At 66.6% G+C, this 20,906-nt stretch carries 18 protein-coding genes and 1 pseudogene; 10 read left to right on the top strand and 9 right to left on the bottom strand.

The genetic code is table 11. The features are described from left to right. Nucleotides 1–39: 39 nt before the first annotated feature. Complete coding sequence (locus tag AC3DET_RS10150; RefSeq protein WP_337732178.1) at nt 40–1,068, bottom strand: LacI family DNA-binding transcriptional regulator; 1,029 nt, start codon at nt 1,066–1,068, stop codon at nt 40–42. A 264-nt stretch (nt 1,069–1,332) separates the two neighbouring features. Here AC3DET_RS10150 and AC3DET_RS10145 point away from each other — a divergent pair, with 264 nt between their 5' ends. Continuing rightward, nucleotides 1,333–2,871 (top strand): sulfatase family protein, encoded by a 1,539-nt coding sequence (locus AC3DET_RS10145; RefSeq protein WP_488391513.1) that lies wholly within the window; start codon nt 1,333–1,335, stop codon nt 2,869–2,871. A gap of 15 nt (nt 2,872–2,886) precedes the next feature. Here AC3DET_RS10145 and bglX read toward each other — a convergent pair whose 3' ends face one another. The 3 genes from bglX to AC3DET_RS10130 all read right to left on the bottom strand — a co-directional run bounded on the left by bglX (nt 2,887) and on the right by AC3DET_RS10130 (nt 5,800). Further along, nucleotides 2,887–5,007, bottom strand: coding sequence for a beta-glucosidase BglX (gene bglX, locus AC3DET_RS10140; protein ID WP_488391727.1), 2,121 nt, complete (start codon nt 5,005–5,007; stop codon nt 2,887–2,889). Nucleotides 5,008–5,234: 227 nt separating this feature from the next. Continuing rightward, nucleotides 5,235–5,504: a BolA family protein gene (locus AC3DET_RS10135; RefSeq protein WP_488391512.1), complete on the bottom strand. Its 270-nt coding sequence runs from the start codon at nt 5,502–5,504 to the stop codon at nt 5,235–5,237. Next, nucleotides 5,501–5,800 (bottom strand): YciI family protein, encoded by a 300-nt coding sequence (locus AC3DET_RS10130; RefSeq protein ID WP_142125003.1) that lies wholly within the window; start codon nt 5,798–5,800, stop codon nt 5,501–5,503. Before AC3DET_RS10130 ends, AC3DET_RS10135 begins: the two co-directional genes overlap by 4 nt. Before the next feature lie 376 nt (nt 5,801–6,176). On the opposite strand from AC3DET_RS10130, the gene AC3DET_RS10125 reads away from it, so the two are divergent. The 6 genes and pseudogenes from AC3DET_RS10125 (at nt 6,177) to AC3DET_RS10100 (ending at nt 12,390) form a co-directional block, all read left to right on the top strand. After that, nucleotides 6,177–7,082 (top strand): segregation and condensation protein A, encoded by a 906-nt coding sequence (locus tag AC3DET_RS10125; RefSeq protein WP_337732180.1) that lies wholly within the window; start codon nt 6,177–6,179, stop codon nt 7,080–7,082. Between the two features lie 49 nt (nt 7,083–7,131). Continuing rightward, a pseudogene (scpB, locus tag AC3DET_RS10120) lies at nt 7,132–7,965 on the top strand (SMC-Scp complex subunit ScpB); the annotation flags it as partial. An 8-nt stretch (nt 7,966–7,973) separates the two neighbouring features. Continuing rightward, a complete protein-coding gene (locus tag AC3DET_RS10115) occupies nt 7,974–9,626 on the top strand; it encodes a pseudouridine synthase (protein WP_488391511.1) in 1,653 nt (550 codons plus the stop codon). 145 nt (nt 9,627–9,771) lie between these two features. Beyond that, nucleotides 9,772–10,884, top strand: a complete 1,113-nt coding sequence (locus AC3DET_RS10110; protein WP_488391510.1) for an NAD(P)/FAD-dependent oxidoreductase — start codon at nt 9,772–9,774, stop codon at nt 10,882–10,884. A gap of 68 nt (nt 10,885–10,952) precedes the next feature. Next, the gene (locus tag AC3DET_RS10105) at nt 10,953–11,732 is read left to right on the top strand and encodes a ferredoxin--NADP reductase (protein ID WP_488391509.1); all 780 of its coding nucleotides are present in this window, start codon (nt 10,953–10,955) and stop codon (nt 11,730–11,732) included. A gap of 112 nt (nt 11,733–11,844) precedes the next feature. Further along, entirely contained in the window at nt 11,845–12,390 is a 546-nt protein-coding gene (locus AC3DET_RS10100; protein ID WP_488391508.1) for a TlpA disulfide reductase family protein, read from the top strand. Here the strand turns inward: AC3DET_RS10100 and AC3DET_RS10095 are convergent. Next, nucleotides 12,375–12,761, bottom strand: a complete 387-nt coding sequence (locus tag AC3DET_RS10095; protein ID WP_337732185.1) for a hypothetical protein — start codon at nt 12,759–12,761, stop codon at nt 12,375–12,377. The two genes, AC3DET_RS10100 and AC3DET_RS10095, sit on opposite strands and share 16 nt — an antisense overlap. Nucleotides 12,762–12,777: 16 nt before the next feature. Continuing rightward, nucleotides 12,778–13,260, bottom strand: coding sequence for a glutathione peroxidase (locus AC3DET_RS10090; protein ID WP_488391507.1), 483 nt, complete (start codon nt 13,258–13,260; stop codon nt 12,778–12,780). Nucleotides 13,261–13,387: 127 nt separating this feature from the next. Between AC3DET_RS10090 and AC3DET_RS10085 the strand changes: the two genes are divergently transcribed. Then, a complete protein-coding gene (locus AC3DET_RS10085; protein WP_337732187.1) occupies nt 13,388–13,987 on the top strand; it encodes a hypothetical protein in 600 nt (199 codons plus the stop codon). Nucleotides 13,988–14,083: 96 nt separating this feature from the next. On the opposite strand, the gene AC3DET_RS10080 is transcribed toward AC3DET_RS10085, so the two are convergent. Next, nucleotides 14,084–16,117 carry an amidohydrolase family protein gene (locus AC3DET_RS10080; protein ID WP_488391506.1) on the bottom strand — a complete coding sequence of 678 codons (2,034 nt, stop codon included), beginning with the start codon at nt 16,115–16,117 and terminating at the stop codon, nt 14,084–14,086. 144 nt (nt 16,118–16,261) lie between these two features. Here AC3DET_RS10080 and AC3DET_RS10075 point away from each other — a divergent pair, with 144 nt between their 5' ends. Next, nucleotides 16,262–18,451: a M3 family metallopeptidase gene (locus AC3DET_RS10075; protein WP_488391505.1), complete on the top strand. Its 2,190-nt coding sequence runs from the start codon at nt 16,262–16,264 to the stop codon at nt 18,449–18,451. Nucleotides 18,452–18,759: 308 nt separating this feature from the next. On the opposite strand, the gene AC3DET_RS10070 is transcribed toward AC3DET_RS10075, so the two are convergent. Both AC3DET_RS10070 and AC3DET_RS10065 read right to left on the bottom strand, forming a co-directional pair. After that, the gene (locus tag AC3DET_RS10070) at nt 18,760–19,644 is read right to left on the bottom strand and encodes a DnaJ C-terminal domain-containing protein (protein WP_337732190.1); all 885 of its coding nucleotides are present in this window, start codon (nt 19,642–19,644) and stop codon (nt 18,760–18,762) included. A gap of 149 nt (nt 19,645–19,793) precedes the next feature. Then, the gene (locus AC3DET_RS10065) at nt 19,794–20,234 is read right to left on the bottom strand and encodes an Hsp20/alpha crystallin family protein (protein WP_142125015.1); all 441 of its coding nucleotides are present in this window, start codon (nt 20,232–20,234) and stop codon (nt 19,794–19,796) included. Between the two features lie 148 nt (nt 20,235–20,382). Between AC3DET_RS10065 and AC3DET_RS10060 the strand changes: the two genes are divergently transcribed. After that, entirely contained in the window at nt 20,383–20,862 is a 480-nt protein-coding gene (locus tag AC3DET_RS10060; RefSeq protein ID WP_337732191.1) for a peroxiredoxin, read from the top strand. Nucleotides 20,863–20,906: the final 44 nt, after the last annotated feature.

The raw sequence follows: 20,906 nt of genomic DNA, 5'->3' as shown, positions 1-20,906 counted from the left end.
GATTACATCTCCGCTCAAAAAAAAGCGGTCGAACATTGCCTATCTTTTCGCGTGGCGGCCCTCTCCCACACTCGAAGCCCTGACGATCAATTCGGGGGTCAACATCGCCGATGGCGCCACGCGCGCGCCATCCGAGTCGATGGCATCCAGCAGGCGGCTCATGGCCTGACCACCCAACTCGGCAATACTGACGCGCATCGTGGTCAAGGTCGGGTGAACGAATCGCGCCAGCGGGATGTCGTCGAAGCCCGCCAGCGCGACGTCCTGCGGTACACGCACGCCGGCCTCGTTGAAGGCATACAGGCAACCCAGCGCCATCATGTCGTTGGCCGCGAACACGGCTTGCGGCTTCTCGGCCATCTGCGCGATGCGCTTGCCGGCCTCATAGCCGGTGGATTCACTGAAATCACCGCGGAACTCCAAGGGCGACGCATCCGGCACGAAACGCGCCAATGCATCGCGATACCCCCGCAGGCGTTCGCGCGCGTCGAAGTTGCCTTCCGGGCCGCCGATGAACGCGATCCTGGCGTGACCAGCCTGTGCCAGGTGTTCCACCATCGCCACGGCGGCGCTGTAGTTGTCGATGGTCAGCGTGGGATATGTCGCGTCCTGCACGTCGCTGTTGATGAGCACGACAGGCAACGACGACGGCAGGTTGTCCACCAGGAAACCCGGCTGGTCGGTGTAGGGAGACAGCACCAGCAGTCCGTCCACGCGGCCGCGCATCGCACGCAGGGCTTCGCCCTGCTCTTCCGGGTGGCCGTGATAGCTGGACACCAGCAGGTGCTGGCGGCGCGCGCGGGCGATCTGGTCGACGCCACGGATCAGTTCGGAGAAGAACTCGCCATACAGGTCGGGCAGCACCACGCCGATGGTCTGGGTGCGGCGGCTGCTGAGGCTGCGCGCGGCGGCATGCGGCTGGTAGCGCAGGCGATCAGCCGTGGCCAGGACCTGCTGGCGCACGGATTCGGCCACGTTCTCGTGCCCGTTCAAGGCACGCGACACGGTGGCCACGGATACCCGAGCCTCACGTGCGACGTCCTTGATAGTGACCGAGGTTCGCGCCATTCCCCGCCCCTCCGCGGTGATGACTGCTGTTGGTGGCGCGGACTGTAACCGTTTTCACGGAAACGTGTAAAGCACTTGTTATGAAGCCTTAAAAAAACTTTTGAATCAAAGAGATAGCTTGGCTTTCAACACGCCCGGAAGATGCTGCATTGCAGCGCAAAAGCGGCGACACACCCATGCTCTGCGAGCATGGCATGCACAGCCTGAAATCGTTTCCATCCTGCGTTACGGTGTCCGCGAAACGAACAGAAACCGGAGGCCGCCATGAATGGGATCAATCGTCGCCGCGCCCTGCAACTGCTGGGTGGAGGTGCATCGAGCCTGGCTTTGCTGCAGGCGTTGGCGGCCAAGCCGCGCGACTCGCGTGCCGCGACACCGCAGCGGGATGCGCCGAACATCATCTTCATCATGACCGACGACCAGGCACGGAATGCGCTGAGCATCTATGGCAACACGATCCTCAAGACACCGAACATGGATCGCATCGGCAACGAAGGCATCCGTTTCGACCAGTCCTTCGTCACCACCTCGGTCTGCGCGCCCAGCCGCGCCAGCTATCTCACCGGTCTGTACGCACACACGCATGGCGTGACCAGCAACGGCGAGGAACCGGGCTGGTACGAGCAGATGGGTTTGCGCCACGACCAGATCACCTACCCGATACTGCTGCAGCGGGCTGGCTACCACACGGCAATCGTCGGCAAATGGCATATCAAGTCGATGCCCACCGGCTTCGACCACTGGGCCATCCTGCGAGGCCAGGGCAGCTATTTCGATCCGCAGTTCATCGTCAACGATGCGTCCATTCGCTTCCGCGGCCATACCGACGACGTGATCGGCGACCAGGCCATCGCCTATCTGCAACAACGACCGAAGGACCGACCCTTCTGCCTGTGCTACCAGTTCAAGGCGCCGCATGGCCCATGGGAACCCGACCCGCGTTTCTACGATGCGTTCAAGGATGTAGACATTCCTCTGCCGCCCGGTTTCGGACTGCCGCAGCCCGAGGGCGCGCCGGAAGCCTTCTCGAAGACCACGCAGGAGATCGCCCACATGGGCGACTTCTTCCGCGACAAGGAACGCCGCAAGGCGCAGGTGGACCCGAATCTTCCCGAAGAGGAACGCCTGCGCGCCGTGCTGCAGGCCTACATCCGCAACTACTACCAGGTCCTGCTGGGCGTGGATGAGAACGTGGGCCGCGTGCTGGACTACCTCGACCAGAACGGCCTTGCCGACAACACCATCGTGGTCTACACCTCGGACAACGGCATGTTCATGGGCGAACATGGCTTCTACGACAAGCGCCTGATGCTCGAGCCCTCCATCCGCGTGCCGACGCTGATGCGCTGGCCGAAGCGCATCAAGCCAGGCCGGGTGGACGACCACATGGTGTTGAACATCGACGTGGCACCCACCCTGCTGGAACTCGCGGGCGTGGCACCCCCGGACTGGATGCAGGGACGCAGTTGGAAACCCCTGCTGGAAGAAAGCAGGACCGACTGGCGCGAGGACTTCCTCTACGAATGGTACGAGTACCCGGCAGTGCATTGCGCGCGCAAGCATCGGGGCGTACGAACCGAACGCTGGAAGCTGATCCACTTCTGGGAGCAGCCCGAAGAATGGGCACTGTACGACCTGTCCAACGATCCCGACGAGCGGGTCAATCTCATCGGCCGGCCGGAGCACGCCGACCGGATCGCGGCGTTGAAGCAACGCATCGTGCAACTGCGGGGCGACATCGGCGACGTGGATCCGCCGGGCTACGTCGCACCGCCCCTCACGCCAGGCAAATGCCCGGCATGAGGTTCACGGCCGGCGTCATGGTCCGGCAACGCGAAAGGCGGTCTGTTGCGTGCGGTCGGAGCTTCCGCCGACGAATACGGTGAATGTTCCAGGCTCCACCACCTGCCGCATGCGCGCGTCGTACATGGCCAGGTCATCGAAGCCGAGCGTGAACGTCACGGTCTTCGATTCACCCGGCTGCAGCGACACGCGCTGGAACCCGCGCAACTGCTTCACCGGCCGGGTGATGCTGGCCACGTCGTCGCGCACGTAGAGCTGCACCACTTCGTCGCCTGCGCGCTTGCCGGTATTGGTGACGCGCACGCTGACCTGCTGCTCCAGGGCATCCGGCTTCAGCGTCGCCGATGACACGACCGGTACGTCATAGCGGAACGTGGTGTAGCTCAGGCCGTGGCCGAAGGCGTACAAAGGCGTCCACGGGACGTCGAGGTACTTGCTGGTGTACTTCTCTTCCGTGCGGGGCGGGCGGCCAGTGTTCTTGTGTGCGTAGTAGATCGGCACCTGGCCCACGTTGTGCGGGAAGGTGATCGGCAATTTCGCGGAGGGATTCACGTCGCCGAACAGCACGTCGGCGATCGCGTGCCCGCCCTCGATGCCCGGGAACCACGCCTCCAGGATCGCCGGTACCTTGCCTTTCAGCCCGCCGATCGACAGCGGCCGGCCATTCAACAGCACGACCACCACGGGCTTGCCGGTGGCCGCGACCGCAAGCGCGAGATGCTCCTGCACGCCCGGCAGGTCCAGCGAGGTGCGGTTGTTCGCCTCCGCGCTCATGTCCGGGTGTTCGCCGAGGAACATCACCACCGCGTCGGCCTGTTTCGCGGCGGCGACCGCATCGGCGATACCACGGGTGTCCTGGCTGTCGATGTCGGCACCCTTCGCCACGACAAGGCGCGTCCTGTCGCCGAGCGCGGCCTTCAAGCCTTCGAGCGGCGTGATCGCATCTTCCTCGCGACCCGCCACCGCCCAGTTGCCCAGCATGGCGCGGCGATGGTCGGCCAGCGGCCCGATCACCGCCAGCGTTCGCACCGACTTGGAGAGCGGCAGCACCTGGTTGTCGTTCTCCAGCAGCACCAGCGACTTCTGCGCCATCCGGCGTGCGTCGGCACGGTGCTGCGGCGTCAGGGTCAGCGCGCGCTCACGGGCGCCGTCGTCGGTGCAGGAGCGATAGGGATCATCGAACAGGCCGAGGCGATACTTCGCGTTGAGCACGCGACGCACCGATGCATCCAGCTGCGCCATCGGGATACGCCCCGCTTTCACCGCTGCCGGAAGATCCTTCACGTAGATCTGGCTGACCATGTCGACATCCACGCCCGCGCGCAGGCCGAGGATGCCGGCCTGTTCGCGGTCGGCGGCCACGCCATGCGGCATGAGTTCCATCACGCCGGTGTAGTCGCTGACCAGCAGGCCGTCCCAGCCCCATTGCTTGCGCAGCAGATCCTCGATCAGCGGCTGGTGCGCGTGCATCGGCACGCCGGCGATCTCGTTGAACGCGGCCATGATCGATTGCGCGCCCGCATCGACGGCAGCCTTGAACGGCGGCAGGTAGAGTTCGTGCAGCGTGCGCTCGGAGATGTCGGCGACGTTGTAGTCGCGTCCCGCCTCCGCTGCACCGTAGGCGACGAAATGCTTGGCGGTGGCGAGCACCGCATCCGGTGCGCGCAGGTCTTCGCCCTGGAAGCCCCGCACCCGTGCCGCAGCCAGCACGGAGCCCAGGTACGGGTCTTCGCCAGCGCCTTCCACGACGCGGCCCCAGCGTGGATCGCGCGAAATGTCGACCATCGGAGCGTAGGTCCAGTGGATGCCGTGCGCCGACGCCTCGATCGCCGCGACGCGGGCAGCGCGCTGCACTTCGGCCGGGTCGAAACTCGCCGATTCGCCCAGCGGCACCGGGAATACCGTGCGATGTCCGTGGATGACGTCGTACCCGAACAGCAGGGGGATGCCGAGCCGCGACTGCTCCACGGCGATGCGCTGCAGGCGGCAGGTCAGCACCGCGCCCTGGGTGCCGAGGTAGGAGCCGATCTCGCCACGACGGATCTGGTCCTCGCTGCCCGCCATCGCGGCCGGCCCCGTGTTGTTGCCCACGCCGGGCGGCTGGTTCAGCTGGCCGAGCTTCTCCTCCACCGTCATCTTCGCCAGCAGGGCGTCAACGAACGTTTTTTCGGCCGGCGTCGCGTAGACCGGCGGCCTGGCGGCGGCGGTCCCGGCCAGCAGGGTAGCCACCAGTCCGGCCAGCAGTGCGTGGGGGATTCGGGGATTGTGATGCTTCATGGCGCCCTCCCGGCATAGCGAAGGGCGCGAATGTAAACGCTTTCAGTGGCGACTGCATGCGGCAGCGCCGGAAAGGCCGGCGGTGCTCAGCGGGCCTCGTCGGGTGTCCGCGCGTCGATGGCCAAGGCGTGGATATCGGTCTGCATCATCTCGCCCAGGGCGGCGTAGACGGCACGATGGCGGGCCAGCGGGGGCTTGCCGGCGAAGGCGGCGCTGGTGATGCGAACCGTGAAGTGCCCTCGCCCATCACGGGCCCCCTCATGGCCCGCGTGCTTGTGGCTGTCGTCCAGAACATCCAGCGACACCGGCTGCAGGGTGGACTCGAGGGCTGCCCGGATGCGCTCGATCCGGTTCACGGCAGGACCTTGCGGAAGGGCCGGACGTCCGTGCGCGCATACACGCCGGCGGTTGCGTAGGGATCGGCATCGGCCCAGGCGCGGGCGTCTTCCAGCGAGTCGAACTCGGCGATCACGATACTGCCGCTGAAGCCGGCCGGACCCGGATCCTCCGCATCAATGGCCGGACACGGGCCCGCCAGCAGCAGGCGACCCTCGTCGCGCAACGCGGTCAGGCGGGCCAGGTGCGCAGGCCGCGAAGCCAGGCGCTTGGGAAGGGCGTCGGGGGCGTCATGCCCTTCAATGGCATACCACATGCTGTTCACTCCTGGGGCTGGGCCTGAATTGTACGTGCCCTCCTCTGGGCGGGTGCTGGACACGCTCCCGGCCAAGCCTTACCCTGTCGTTCATTGCACGGCCGGAAGCAGCGGCCCGTCCAGGGGAAGACCCGGCCACGCCGCCCTCCCCGATCCCCGGCACGGGGACCACCGGGACGTTCGATTCGCTGCCGATACCCGCCCGCGCCCGACGACCTCTCGCTGTCCACCGCCGCGTCCTGCGGTGTGCTTTGCTGGTTGCTTCAAGGGAAGCGTTCGCCCTGCGACGCATGATGTTGGTTTGCGGAATGACGGCACCAAGCCGGCCCTGCCGCGTGCAGGATGGATCGGTGGTTAGCACGATGACTGTTTCTTGATGAGCCCAGAACTCGCGTCCGACGCGAACCCACAATCCCCGTCCACGCATCCGCAGCAGCAGGAAATGCCGCTGGCGATGGTGCATGGCCAGCCGGTACTGCAGATCCCGCAGGACCTGTACATCCCGCCGGATGCGCTGGAAGTCATCCTGGACGCGTTCGAGGGGCCGCTGGACCTGCTGCTGTACCTGATCCGCCGGCAGAACCTGGACATCCTGGACATCCCCGTCGCCGAGATCACCCGGCAGTACGTGGACTACATCAATGTGATGCAGGAGCTGCGGTTCGAACTGGCCGCCGAGTACCTGCTGATGGCGGCCATCCTGGCCGAGATCAAGTCCCGCATGCTGTTGCCCCGGCCGGTGAGCGAGGATGGCGAGGAAGGCGATCCGCGCGCCGAGCTGGTGCGTCGCCTGCAGGAGTACGAACGCTTCAAGCAGGCGGCCGAGGACCTGGACGCCCTGCCACGCCAGGACCGCGACACCACGCCGGTCAGCGCGGACGTTCCGGACCGGGCGGCGGTCAGGCTGCCGCCGCCGGTGGAACTGAAGGAAATGCTGCTGGCGCTGCACGATGTGCTCAAGCGCGCCGAGCTGTTCAGCGGCCACGCGATCAAGCGCGAGGCGCTCAGCGTGCGCCAGCGCATGGGCGATGTGCTGACGCGGCTGGAGGACGGCAAGTTCCACCGCTTCGAAAGCATGTTCACGCCGGAGGAAGGCAAGCTGGGCGTGCTGGTGACGTTCCTGGCCATGCTGGAACTGGCCAAGGAACAGTTGCTGGACATCGTGCAGGAAGCCCCGCTGGCACCGATCTACATCAAGTCGCTGGCGCTGAACAACACCAACGAACCGCTGCAGTTCAACAGCGAGTTCGACGACAGCGACGCTGCCAACGACACCCCCTGACGCAGCCGGGCCGACCCGCCCGCGCCGCATGCCCGAACGACAGGACCGCATGGATCAATCGCTCATCAACCGCATCGTGGAAGCCGCCCTGCTGGCGGCGACCCAGCCGCTGACACTCGCGCAGCTGCACGGCCTGTTCCCCGAGGACGAGCCGGCACCGGAAGGCAGTGTCGAGCAGGCACTGCAACAGCTTGCCGACGCCTGCGCCGACCGCGGCGTGGAACTGGTCGAAGTCGCCTCCGGCTACCGCTACCAGGTCAAGGCCGACGTGCATGCCTGGGTCGCCCGGCTGTGGACGGAACGCAAGACCAAGTACACCCGCGCCACGCTGGAAACCCTGGCGTTGATCGCCTACCGCCAGCCGATCACGCGTGGCGAGATCGAGCAGGTCCGTGGCGTCGCGGTGAGCAGCAACATCATCCAGGCCCTGGAAGAGCGTGAATGGATCCGCGTGGTGGGCCACCGCGACGTGCCGGGCAAACCGGCGCTGTTCGGCACCACCAAGGGCTTCCTCGATTATTTCGGCCTGAAGCGCCTGGACGAACTGCCGCCCCTGTCCGAACTCAAGGACATCGGCGAACTGGAGCCGCAACTGCCGCTGGACGGCGCGCCGCTGCCGGTCAGCATCGCAAGCGGCGATGCCGTGGATGAGGCACAGGACGAACACCAGCAGGCCACGCCGTCGGACGACGACGCAGGCGACAGGGACGACGGAACGGATACCGATACGCAGGACCACGCGGACGCGTCGCAGGACGATGCCGCCAATGACGACACCCCGACGGAAGCCGGCCATGACGCCGCACACGCTTCCAGCGATGAACCTCAACCCCAAGATGACGACGCCGCAGTTTCCGACGAGGAACACCAGGCACCGTCGGAGCAGAAACAATGAGCAACACCCCGAAAAAACCCTCCCTCGGCAAGCTGTCGCTGAAGCGCGGCGAAGGCGCCGAAACCCCCGACACCCAACGCCTTGAAGAGCGACTGCACAAGGTACTGGCGCAGGCCGGCCTGGGTTCGCGCCGTGCGCTGGAACAGCGCATCGCCGACGGCCTGGTCAAGGTCAACGGCGAAATCGCGCAGACCGGCATGTCGGTCAAGGGCGGCGACCGCATCGAGCTCGACGGCAAGACTTTCGTTGCCAGCGCGCTGACCGAGCCTTCCCGCGTACTGATCTACAACAAGCCGGAAGGCGAAGTGACCACCCGCGAAGACCCCGAAGGCCGCCCGACGATCTTCGAAGCGCTGCCGGCCCTGAAGGGCGCGCGCTGGATCGCCATCGGCCGCCTGGACATCAACACCACCGGCCTGCTGCTGCTGACCACCGATGGCGAACTCGCCAACGCGATGATGCATCCGTCCTACGAAGTCGAACGCGAGTACGTGGTACGCGTGCGTGCGCCGGAAGGCCAGGAGAGCGTGCCTGACAACGTCGTCGATCGCCTGCGCCGCGGCGTGGCGCTGGAAGACGGCCCGGCCAAGTTCGACAGCATCGAGCGGATCGGTGGCACCGACTCGCACGACTGGTTCAGCGTGGTGGTCAAGGAAGGCCGCAACCGCGAAGTGCGCCGCCTGTGGGAATCGCAGGGCTGCCAGGTCAGCCGCCTGAAGCGCGTGCGCTACGGCAAGGTCAGCCTGCCGCAGCCGTTGCTGCGCGGCCAGTCGCAGGAACTGCCCGACGCGCAGGTGCTGGCGTTGCGCAAGGAACTGGGCCTTGAAGACGGCACGCCCGCCGCGCTGACGCTGCAGCCTGTCATCGGCCAGCGCAAGGCATCCAAGTCCACCGTGCACGTGGGCGGGGGACGCAGCGGCAGCGCCTACGTCAACGGCCACAACAGCGCCGACGAAGGCCGCGAACTGCGCCGCTTCGATCATGTCCGTGAAGACCGTGGCCGCGGTGGTCGCGGCAAGAAGCCGCATGGCGGGCTGACCGTCAGTGGCGAGCAAGCCGCGAAGCAGTCGCAACGGCCGTTCAAGCAGCGTACGCAGAAGGGCCCCAAGCCGTTGCCGGACGGCAATCCGGCGGCGTTCCGCAGCTGGTACGTGCCGGACGGCGTGGATACCGGCCCGGCCGGACACCGCAACGCCGGCCCCGGTGGCCCGAAGAAGCCTTACGGCGGCAAGCCGGGCGGTCGTCCGGGTGCCGGTGGCAAGCCGGGTGGCGGCATGGGCAAGCGCGGCCCGGGCGGTGGTCCCGGTGGCTTCGGTGGCGACCGCTTCGGCAGTGACCGCGCCGGCCCGGGTGCCGAACGTGGTCCGCGCGGTGCGCAAGGTGCGGGCAAGCCGCAGCGCGCAGCGCGCCCGTACGGCCACCCCGCCAGCGCACCTAGCTTCCCCTCCGATCACGCCAATCCAGGGTTCAGTCCCTACGGCCAGCAGCCGCGCGGTCCGCGTCCGCAGGGACGTCCCGGTGGCGGTGGCAACCGTCCGCAGCAGGCGGGTCCGCGCCCCGGTGGTCGCCCGGCCGGCGGGCGTGGGCCCGGTGGCCGGCCCGGTGGTGGCGGGCAGCGCGGTCCCCGCGGCGGCGGCGGCCACGGTTGAAGCAACACGGAGAAGGCGCCCTCGGCGCCTTCTTCTTTTCCGGTTGCCGGTTCGCGACCAGACGACTTCATCGCGACTTCATCGTCACTCCCTGCTCGGTCTGCACGCTGCGCCTCCAGACCGATGACGGAGCGCTTGCCCCACCATGCAGGACAACCGCTATGACGTGATCGTGGTGGGGGCGGGATTCGCCGGCCTTGCGTGCGCGCGCGAGCTGGCCTCCGGCGGCTTCCGTGTGTGCGTGATCGATCGCAAGCACGATCTCGGCGAACGCCTGCATACGACAGGCGTCCTGGTGAAGGAGGCCTGCGAATCCCCCCTGCTCGACGGCCTGCCAGCGGCGCTGGTGCGCGCCGTACCGCACATCCGGCTGTACGCACCGAACTTGCGCAGCGTGCGGCTTGGCGCGAAAGACTACCGGTTCTACACCACCGACACGCCCGCCCTGATGCGCTGGATGGGCGAACAAGCGCGGGCTGCCGGCATCGACCTGCGGCTGGGACGGGCCTTCCGCGATGCCGTGCGGACCGCCCGTGGGTGGCACGTGCCGGGTATCGGACACGCGCGCTTTCTTGTCGGCGCGGATGGCGCGCGTTCACGGGTCGCAGAACGCATGGGGCTGGGTCGCGCACGCCAGTTCCTTTACGGCGTCGAACACGAATTCGATGGTGTCGCCCTGCGCGAACCCGATGCCCTGCACTGCTTCCTCAGCAAACGGTTCGCGCCTGGCTACCTGGGTTGGGTGGCGCAGACGCCCACCGGCGTACAGGCCGGACTCGCCGTGCGGCACCATGCCGGCACGCGCTCACCGCCCGACATCGAAGGCTTCCTGCGGCATGTCGCTCCGATGACGGGACTGCCGGGCGGACGTCGACCGGACAGCATTCGCGCTGGATTGATCCCCTGCGGCGGCCCCGTGCAGCCCTGGCAGCGCGATGGCGTGCTGCTGGCGGGCGACGCGGCCGGCATGGTGTCCCCGCTTTCGGCCGGTGGCATACACGCGGGCCTGCGGCACGGTGCGACGATCGGGCGCATGCTCGCCCATCGGCTGCAGGACGATGCCATGCCCATGCCCCCCGCCACGCCTGCCGTACCCGCCTTCGCCTTCAAGCGCATGCTGCGATGGGCCTTCGACCACGCGCAGTTCGATGCCCCGGTGAACCTGCTGCTGACCGCGCGCCCCATGCGTCGCATGGTGGAGCAACTCTGCTTCCATCGGCGTGGCGGTCCGATGCCCGACCCGGAGCGCGCGGATTGAGCACGATCAAGGCCGCATCGCGGCGGTCGGCTACAATGCGCCGTTGATTCGATAGCCCAGACTCCCCCATGTCCTCTGCGTTCGGCACCGAGACGGTGCTCGACGTCCGTCACTGGACGGACGCCTACTTCAGCTTCACCACCACCCGCGACGACGGTTTCCGCTTCGAGAACGGCCAGTTCGTCATGATCGGGCTGGAAGTCGAAGGCAAGCCGCTGTTGCGCGCCTACTCGATCGCCAGTGCGAACTGGGAAGAACAGCTCGAGTTCTTCAGCATCAAGGTGCAGAACGGTCCGCTGACCTCGCGGCTGCAGCACATCAAGCCGGGCGACAGCGTGCTGATCGGGCGCAAGCCCACCGGCACACTGCTGATCAGCGACCTGCACCCCGGCCGCAATCTCTATCTGCTGGGCACGGGGACCGGACTGGCGCCGTGGCTGTCGATCATCAAGGACCCGGCGACCTACGAGCGCTTCGACAAGGTCATCCTGACCCATGGCGTGCGCCATGCGGAAGACCTGGCCTATCGCGACTATTTCGAGAAGGAATTGCCGCAGCACGAATTCCTCGGCGAGACCATCCGCGAGAAGCTGCTGTACTACCCCGCCGTCACCCGCGAGGACTTCCCCCACCAGGGCCGCCTGACCGACCTGATGGCCAGCGGCAGGATGATGGAGAGCCTCGGCATCGACGCACTGGATGCGGAGCACGACCGCGCGATGATCTGCGGCAGCCCGCAGATGCTGGCCGATTTCCGCACCCTGCTGGACAGTCGCGGCTTCACCGCCGCACCACGCATCGGCACCGCCGGGCAGTATGTGTTCGAGCGCGCCTTCGTCGAGAGATAGGCGCGAGGCGCGCGCCGGGGCCACGCCCGGCGCGCATCGGGAACAGGCCACGCGGGACGATCGCGCCGTCAGCTGCTACGCTGCCGACACGAGGTCCTGGGGAGGACGAGCCGTGATCCGGAATCTGTTGCTGGCCATGCTCTTGGCCGCTGTCCCGCATGTGCACGCCGCCGATGCCGTCCGGCAGCCTGGCGTGGGCGACGTGCCGCCCCCCATCACACTGAAGGATCGCCAGGGCAATCCCGTCGATCTGGATGCCCTCAAGGGCAAAGTGGTCGTGGTGACGTTCTGGGCATCGTGGTGCGGCCCCTGCCGGCGCGAGCTGCCGATGCTGGGCCACATGCAGAAGATCGTCGGCCGGGAGCACCTGGAAGTCATCGCCATCAACATGAAGGAACCGCGCAGCGACTATCTCGGCGTCCTTCGTGCCAACAAGGATCTGGACCTGACCTTCGTCCACGACGTCCGCGGTGTGGTGACGGACCGTTACGGCGTGACTGCGCTGCCGAACATGTTCGTCATCGGCCAGGATGGCCTCATCGTGCGCACCCATCGAGGTTACTCGGAGGCCGTGCTGGAATCCTTCTCCCGCGAGTTGCTCGCGCTGCTGCCCGAAGAGGCGCTGCAACGGCGCGTCCCCTCTCAGCCTCCCCCGTAGCGCAGCCAGATCACGGCCGCCGCCTCATCCGCGAACACCTGCGCGTTGAACCCGTGTTCGTTGGCCAGCAGGCCCGCGAATTCCACCTGCGGCAGCTGGTCCGCATGCCGTTCAACGTAGGCGATACGCACGGCCTCCATGCCCTGCCCCTGCATCGCCTGCACGAACTCCAGCAGTTGTCCCGGCGGCGGTGGCTCGCCTTCCATGTCATCCACCACCAGCAGTGCACGTGGCGTCAACCGGCGGATCTCTCCCGCGATGACCTGCCAATAGGCCAGCGTGGTCTCGAGCGTGCCATTGACGCCGGTCACCCACGCGCGCAATCCGTAGTCGGTGGTGGCGAACTCGATATGGAACAGCCGGCTGTCCACGCCCTCGCCCGCTGTTTCAGGCCAATGCAGCGCGGACGTCGCCCGCCAGCGACGCCGGCGCATCGGTCGGCGCATAACGCTTGATCGCCTTGCCGTCGCGGCCCACGAGGAACTTGCTGAAATTCCACTTGATCGCGCTGATGCCGAGCAGCCCGCTCTTCTCCTGCTTCAGCCACTTCCACAGCGGATGCGCACCCTCGCCGTTGACGTCGATCTTGGCGAACATGGGGAACGTCACGTCGTAGTTCAACGAACAGAAGCTGCGGATCTCGGCTTCATCGCCCGGTTCCTGGTGGCCGAACTGGTCGCACGGGAATCCCAGTATCACCAGCCCCTGCGGTCCGAACTCGCGCCACAGCGCCTCCAGGCCGGTGTATTGCGGCGTGAAGCCGCACTTGGAGGCCACATTGACGATCAGCAGGGCCTTGCCCTGGTACTCGGACAGGGAACGCTCCTGGCCATCGAGGTCCTGGGCGGAAAAGTCGTAGGCGGTGGTCATGCGCGCGCTCCGGGAAAGACGCTATCAGACACCGCGCGCGCGCGCAGGGCAAGGCATGCGCCCGGCGGCTGTCCAAGCCTCCGATGATCAGCTAACGTGGCCGCGCACCCGGTCCAGGATGCTGCCCATGCAAGAAGCTGCCGATCCCGCCAGCCACGCCAGCCTCTATATCCATGTCCGCATCCTGCTGGGCATGATCGTGGGCCTGGGCCTGACCCACCTGCTGCGCCACGTCGCGCGTCTGGTGGAGCGACCGAACGCACACCGCATCCATGGCGTCCACCTTGTCTGGGCCGCCTTCATGTTCGTCTACCTCCTGCACTTCTGGTGGTGGGAATTCAGCCTTTCCCACCAGGCACACTGGAACTTCAACCTCTACCTGTACGTCACGCTGTACGCGCTGCTGCTGTACCTGCTGTGCGCGCTGGTCTTCCCGGAATCGCTGCCGGACGGCGGTGGCTACCGCGAGTACTACTACGGGCGACGGCACTGGTTCTTCGGTCTGCTGGCGTTGATGTTCGTCGTCGATATCGGCGACACCCTGATCAAGGGCGCGGCCTATGCCCAGCAGTTGGGACCGGAGTACTGGGTGCGCAACACGGTGTATGTCGCCGGCAGCCTGGTGGCCATCGCCACGCGCAACCCGCGCTTCCACGGCACGTTCGCGGTGATGGCACTGCTGTACGAGTTGTCGTGGATCTGGCGGCGCTACGAGATCCTGACGTAGCCCAGTCCTCCTGTAGGAGCGACGTCAGTCGCGACCGCAGACTGGGAATTCTCAAGGTATGCGGTCGCGACTGACGTCGCTCCTACAACAGCTGGGTCAGCGAGCGGATTGCACTTTCAGTGCCGGCGCAAACGGCCTGATCCCCAGCGCTTCGTGGATCTCGGCCGGGTAGTACGCACGCCCGTCCTTGATCACCAGCGCGAGCTTGCGGATGTCGCTGATGTTCTCCGTCGGGTCGCCATCCACAAGTACCAGGTCGGCGCGCTTGCCGGGCGCGATGGAGCCGGCGTCGTCCAGCGTGCGGCTGTACTTCGCGCCGTTCCAGGTCGCCACCTGCAGCACCTGCGAGGGCGTCAGCCCCGCCTGCACATACAGTTCCAGCTCGCGCTGCAGGGTGAAGCCGGGCAGTTCGTCCGTGCCCGCGACCAGCGGGACACCTGCGCGATACATGCGCCCGGTGAAGTCGACCAGCTTGTCGAAGCTGCGCTTGTAGCGGGCGCCGGTGACGTCGTCAGGAATGTTCAGTTCCGCAGCGCGGCGGCCGCGTTGCACGTCCGGCGGGAGGTGATCGGCCACGTCGGCGACGATCGGCGACAACTGGCCCTCGCGCTGGTGCAGGAACTCGAACGTCGCCAGCGTCGGATCGACGACGACCTGCTTCTCCGCCAGTTCGGCGATGAAGTCCTGTACCGGCTTGCTGTCGAAATCCAGCCCGTCGGTCTTGTCGGCGACCAGGTAGAAACGCGCCAGCGTGCGCGTGTCGGTCTCCGGGGTGACGAAGAAGTTCAGCATCACCTGGTTGATGTGCTGGATCTCGTCATAGCCCTGTTCCACCACGTCCTGCGCCCGCATGAAGGCAGGCACGTGGCCGCTGACGCGGATGCCGCGCTGGTGGGCGTAGGCGGCGGTGTCGCGCAGGATCTCTTTCGGGAAGGAATTGTAGATCTTGATCTGCGGGTAACCATGGTCGGCGTACCAGTCGATCGCCTGCTTCGCGCCGGGCAGGTCCTTCACCACGAAGCCGCCCTGCGAGGAATGCGGGCTCTGGCCTTCGATGTAGCCGGCGGGAATCACGCGCGGATGCATCAGCGTGCCGGCCTTCTCCTCGGCCATCAGCTGTTGCAGCGTCGCGTTGTCGTTGCCCATGTCGCGTGCGCTGGTGACGCCCGCCGCCAGGTGCAGGCCGCCTTCCCAGCTGCCGGCGTGCACATGCATGTCGTAAAGCCCCGGCAGCAGCACGCGGTTGCCGGCGTCGACGACCTGTTGTGCCTCCACCGTCACCTGTCCGGCCGGCGACACCGACACGATCCTGCCATCGCGCACGACCACGTCGGAGGAAGCCCCGAGCACGGCCTTTTCGCTGTCGAAGACGCGCGCATTCCGGATGAGCGTGGTACCCGGCAACGGATGCGCCAGGCGCTGCTGCAGTGCCACCAGCGCCTCGCGCTCGGCGATCTTCTGGCGGGCTTCCAGCGTGTCGGCCGTGCCCTGCCAGCCGTCTTCGATGAGCTGCAGGAAGCCCGGGTAGATGTAAGCGAACAAGCGCGGCTCGGCATCACGCGTTACCCATACGAAGCTCGGCGTGAAGCCTATGCCGGTCAGCGCCAGCAGGTCGACCGTGCGCGACTGCGTGCCAGTGCGGATGTCCATCGACGCGAGCTTGCGTTGCGTCAGCGTGCCGCTGGGAACCAGCGGCAGCTTGCCATCCGCCTGCCTGGCCAGCGCCGCCAGCGCCACCGATGTCGTGGCCGGCGTGCCACCGAGCGGCGTGTACAGCGCCGTGCCGGTGAAGGTATGCGTGCCTGCGTCGGAGGTGCTCTTCCATTGGCCACGGTCGCCGTCACGGGTGAACGTCTCGTCCACCGGCGCACCGAACGTGGATACGCCTTTCACCTGGTAACGCTCGAATGTACCGTCGGCCGCGAGCCGGTACTCTTCCTTCAGCTCCGGCCCGCGCCCGTTGTCCTTGAAGATGAAGTCCACCCGAGTGACGCCGTCATTCCCGACCGTCACGGTCTGTTCCCCGGCCTTCTTGCCGCCATCGACCAGCGCGATGTACTTCAGGGTCTCGGCGGCCAGCGCCGACGGGGCCAGCAGCAGCGCACAGCAGAACGCAAGGACAGGCTTCACGGGACTCTCCGGCAAGGGACGCACGATGCGATTCTCCCGCAGATTGAGGCCCCGCCGGGTCCGTCGCCCATGCCTTTCGTCATGGGTCCGGTCCGCCCCCCTGGGTTACCCTTGGGAATCCACTCTGTCAGGACGTTGCGCTACATGACCACCCGCCTCGCCATCGCGCTCGCCGCGACCCTCGGACTCGCCATGCCCGCCTACAGCCAGGCCGCCACCCCGGCCACCCAGACCGCCCAGGTCGCCAATCCCTTCTTCGCCGAAAGCCCGCTGCCGCTGCATTACCCGCAGTTCGACAAGATCAAGGACAGCGACTTCGCCCCCGCCTTCGACGCCGGCATGGCCGAGCAGCTGAAGGAGATGGATGCCATCGCCAACGACCCGGCCGCGCCCACCTTCGAGAACACCATCATCGCGATGGAGAAATCCGGCCAGGTGCTGGACCGCGCCACCACCGTGTTCTTCAACCTGGTGGGCACCGACACCAACGATGCGCGCAACAAGCTGCGCGCCGATTACTCGGCGAAGTTCGCCGCGCATGGCGACGCCATCAGCCTGAATCCGAAGCTGTTCGCCCGCATCAAGGCGCTGTTCGACAAGCGCAACGACCTGGGCCTGGACGCGCAGGGCGTGCGCCTGATCGAGCGCTACCACACCAGCTTCGTGCGCTCCGGCGCCAACCTCAACGAAGCCGACAAGGCGACGCTGAAGAAAATGAACGGTGAACTGGCGTCGCTGGGCACCACCTTCAGCGACAACGTGCTGAAGGAAGTCAACGCCTCGGCCGTCATTGTTGACGACGTGAAGCAACTCGACGGCCTGACCGATGGCCAGATCGCCACCGCTGCCGAAGCCGCCAAGAAGCGTGGCCTCGAGGGCAAGTACGTCCTGACCCTGCTCAACACCACGGGCCAGCCGCCGGAGTCGCAGCTGACCAACCGCGCCCTGCGCCAGCGCCTGCACGAAGCCTCCGTCGTGCGCGGCAGCCGTGGTGGCGAGTTCGATACCACCGCGCTGGTCTCGCGCATCATGAAGCTGCGCGCCGATCGCGCGAAACTGCTGGGCTACCCCAACCACGCCGCGTACGGCCTGGAAGACCAGACCGCGCGCACGCCGGAAGCCGTCAACGCGATGCTCGGCAAGCTGGCGCCGGCCGCCGTGGCCAACGCCAAGCGCGAGGCCGCCGACCTGCAGGCGATGATCGACCAGGAGCAGAAGGCCAAGGGCGAGCCGACCTTCGCGCTTGAGCCGTGGGACTGGGCGTTCTACACCGAGAAGGTACGCGCGGCGAAGTACAACTTCGACGAGTCGCAGCTCAAGCCGTACTTCGAGATGAAGAACGTGCTGGAAAACGGCGTGTTCTACGCCGCGACGCAGCTGTACGGCCTGACGTTCAAGGAACGCACCGACCTGCCGAAGTACCACGCCGACACCTGGACCTACGACGTGTTCAACGCCGACGGTTCGCAGCTGGCGATCTTCATCTTCGATCCGTATGCGCGCGACTCCAAGCGCGGCGGCGCGTGGATGAACTCGTACGTGTCGCAGTCCGGCCTGACCGGCGACAAGCCGGTGGTCGCCAACCACCTGAACGTACCGAAGCCGCCGGCCGGCGAGCCCACGCTGATGACGTGGGATGAAGTCACCACCACGTTCCACGAGTTCGGGCATGCGCTGCACGGCATGTTCTCCGACGTGAAGTATCCGTACTTCAGCGGTACCAGCGTGCCGCGCGATTTCGTGGAATACCCGTCGCAGGTCAACGAGATGTGGGCCGACTGGCCGTCGATCCTGGCCAACTACGCCAAGCACCACAAGACCGGCGAGGCGATGCCGCAGGCACTGCTGGACAAGGTGATCGCCGCGTCCAAGTTCAACCAGGGCTTCGCCACGACCGAGTACCTGGGCGCCGCCATGCTGGACCAGCGCTGGCACCAGATCACCGCCGACCAGGTGCCGGACGCCGCCGGCGTGATGAAGTTCGAGGCCGCCGCGCTGACCGCCGACGGCATCAACTACAAGCCGGTGCCGCCGCGCTACAAGACCCCGTACTTCAGCCACATCATGGGCGGCTACTCCGCCGGCTACTACGCCTACATCTGGTCGGAAGTGCTGGACGCCAACAGCGTGGAATGGTTCAAGAACAACGGCGGCCTGAAGCGCGAGAACGGCGACCACTTCCGCAAGACGTTGCTGTCGCAGGGCGGCAGCCAGGATGCGATGAAGCTGTTCCGCGACTTCGCCGGCCACGATCCCAGGATCGAGCCCTTGCTGGAGAAGCGCGGCCTGACGGCACCCGCCAGCGCTGCGCCGGCGGCCAAGCAGGTCAAGTAAGCGGACCTGCCAGGTTGCATGATGTTTCCCACGCCACCTTCGGGTGGCGTGGTGCTTTCAGGGGGCTGGAATCCACGGGTGATGCGCAGGGTTTTCCACAATGCGTGTGGATGGAACCCGCACGAAACTGTGGATAACCCTCTAGCCGCCTTGTGCGGCGGACATGTCAAGACGGGTGGCGAAAATTTCGCCATTCCGCACTGCCGAACATCGGATGTGCCCTGGCGCACCATCACGGCGCCCTCGATGCCTTGAGGTTGATCGAGAGCGTGGCGCGCCAGGGCGCACCCTACGTTTCGCGGATGGGATCAGGCGTCGAAGGCCTTGCCCAGTGCCGCGTAGGCCTGACGCTGCTCATCGGTCTCCGCACGCGGCGCCGTGATCTCCAGTTCCACGATCTGGTCACCGGGTGGCGTGCCGGGCAGGCCGCGCCCGCGCAGGCGCAGCTTGCGGCCGGAATCCGAGTCCGCCGGGATCTTCAGGTCCACTGCGCCACCCAGCGTGGGGACACTGACGGTTGCGCCGAGCGCCGCTTGCCAGGGCGTCAACGACAGCACATGGATGATGTTGCGGCCGTCCACCTCGAACTGCGGGTGCGGCGCGTACTCCACTTCCAGCAGCAGGTTTCCGCCTTGCGTACCCTGCCCGGCCAGCCGGATCACCTGCCCCGGCTTCACCCCTGTCGGCACGCGGACATCGAGCTGCCGTCCGTTGACGTTCACCCGCACGCTGCCGCCGTCATGCACCGCCTGCAACGGCACCGACAGCTTCGCGCGCGAATCCCGCATCGGCTGCGGTCCGCGCGACTGCGCCTGCTCCGCGCGGGCGCGCCTGCCGAACAACCCCTCGAAGAAATCACTGAACCCGCCAGTGCCACCGCCCGCACCACCGAAGATCTCCTCATAGTCGAAGTCCTGCGATCCCGGCCCGCCGCGCCCGAAATCAGGCGGCGGGCGAAACTCCTCTCCGGGCCGATAGCCGCGCGCGCGCAGCTGGTCGTAGGCTGCCCGCTTCTGCGGGTCGCGCAGCGCCTCGTAAGCCTCGTTGACGGCCTTGAACTGATCCTCGGCGCCGGACTCCTTGCTGACGTCCGGGTGGTACTTGCGGGCCAGACGACGGTACGCCGTCTTGATCTCGGCGTCGCCGGCCGTGGGCTCGACGCCCAGTACCGCGTAATAGTCCTTGAACTGCATGGAATCTCCGCACGATCACGCGGAATGCCATCCACCATGGCGGGGAGGCATCCGGAAAAAAGAAAAGGCCCGCGACGCGGGCGCCACGGGCCGATTCTATCGCTCCGCCCGCTGCCCCGCCGTGTCGACCGGCGGGGCCCCGGCACGGCTTACTGCACCTGGATGCGGCGTGGCGTGGTTTCAGGCTTCTTGGGGATGTCGATCTGCAGGACGCCATGCCTGCCGGTGGCGGTGATGCCGTCGGCGTTGGCGCTGTCCGGCAGCGAGAAGCGGCGGTAGAAGGTGCCGTGGACGCGTTCCATGCGGGAATAGCGCGCCCCCTCTTCCTTCTCCGACACCCGTTCGCCCCGCAAGGTCAGGATGCCCTTGTCCATGTGGATCTCGATGTCCTTGGGGTCCACGCCCGGAATGTCGGCCAGGATCACGAAACGGTCGTTGTCCTCGCGGATGTCCACGCGCGGCGCCCACTGGCTGGTTACCACGTTGGACTGGTCGGCGTCGGCCTCGCCCAGGAAACGGTCGAAGACCTGCTTGATCTCGTCCTGCAGGCCGCGGGCATTGCCCCAAGGGTTGTACTGCACGATGCTCATGTCGGTAGCTCCTCTGGAAGTGGCGCCGGTCCTGCCGGGCGCCGATGCCCCGGAAATAGGCGCTTGCCCGGTCATTTCAAGACCGTCACGGCCACACCACACCGACACGCTAAACTGCATTCAGTTTCCCTCCACACAAGGCATTTCCATGAGCATCCAGGTTGGCGAGCGCGTTCCCGAAGTAACCCTCAAGCGGATCCGCGAGGGCGTGGAGACGGTCGACACCGTCACCCTGTTCGATGGCCGCAAGGCCGTGCTGTTCGCTGTCCCCGGCGCCTTCACCCCGACCTGCTCGGAGAAGCACCTGCCCAGCTACGTGCAGCACTTCGACGATTTCCGCAGCCGCGGCATCGAGGTCTTCTGCGTGTCGGTCAACGATCCCTTCGTCATGCAGGCCTGGGGCAAGACCCAGCACGTGCCGGATGGCCTGCAGATGCTCGCCGACGGCAATGCCGACCTGGCCAAGGCACTGGGCCTGGAGATGGACGCCAGCGCCTACGGCATGGGCATCCGCGCCAAGCGCTTCGCACTGTATGTGGAAGACGGCGTGGTGAAGAACGTGTTCGTGGAAGCGCCCGGCGAGTACAAGGTCTCCGGCGCGGAGCATGTGCTGGAACACATCGGCTGACGGATGCCCTGACACCGGTGCAGGAGGGGCTTCAGCCCCTCCTG

This window comes from Pseudoxanthomonas sp. 97-1-1 (genome assembly GCF_057773125.1).
This window is presented reverse-complemented; position numbering and strand designations above follow the sequence as displayed.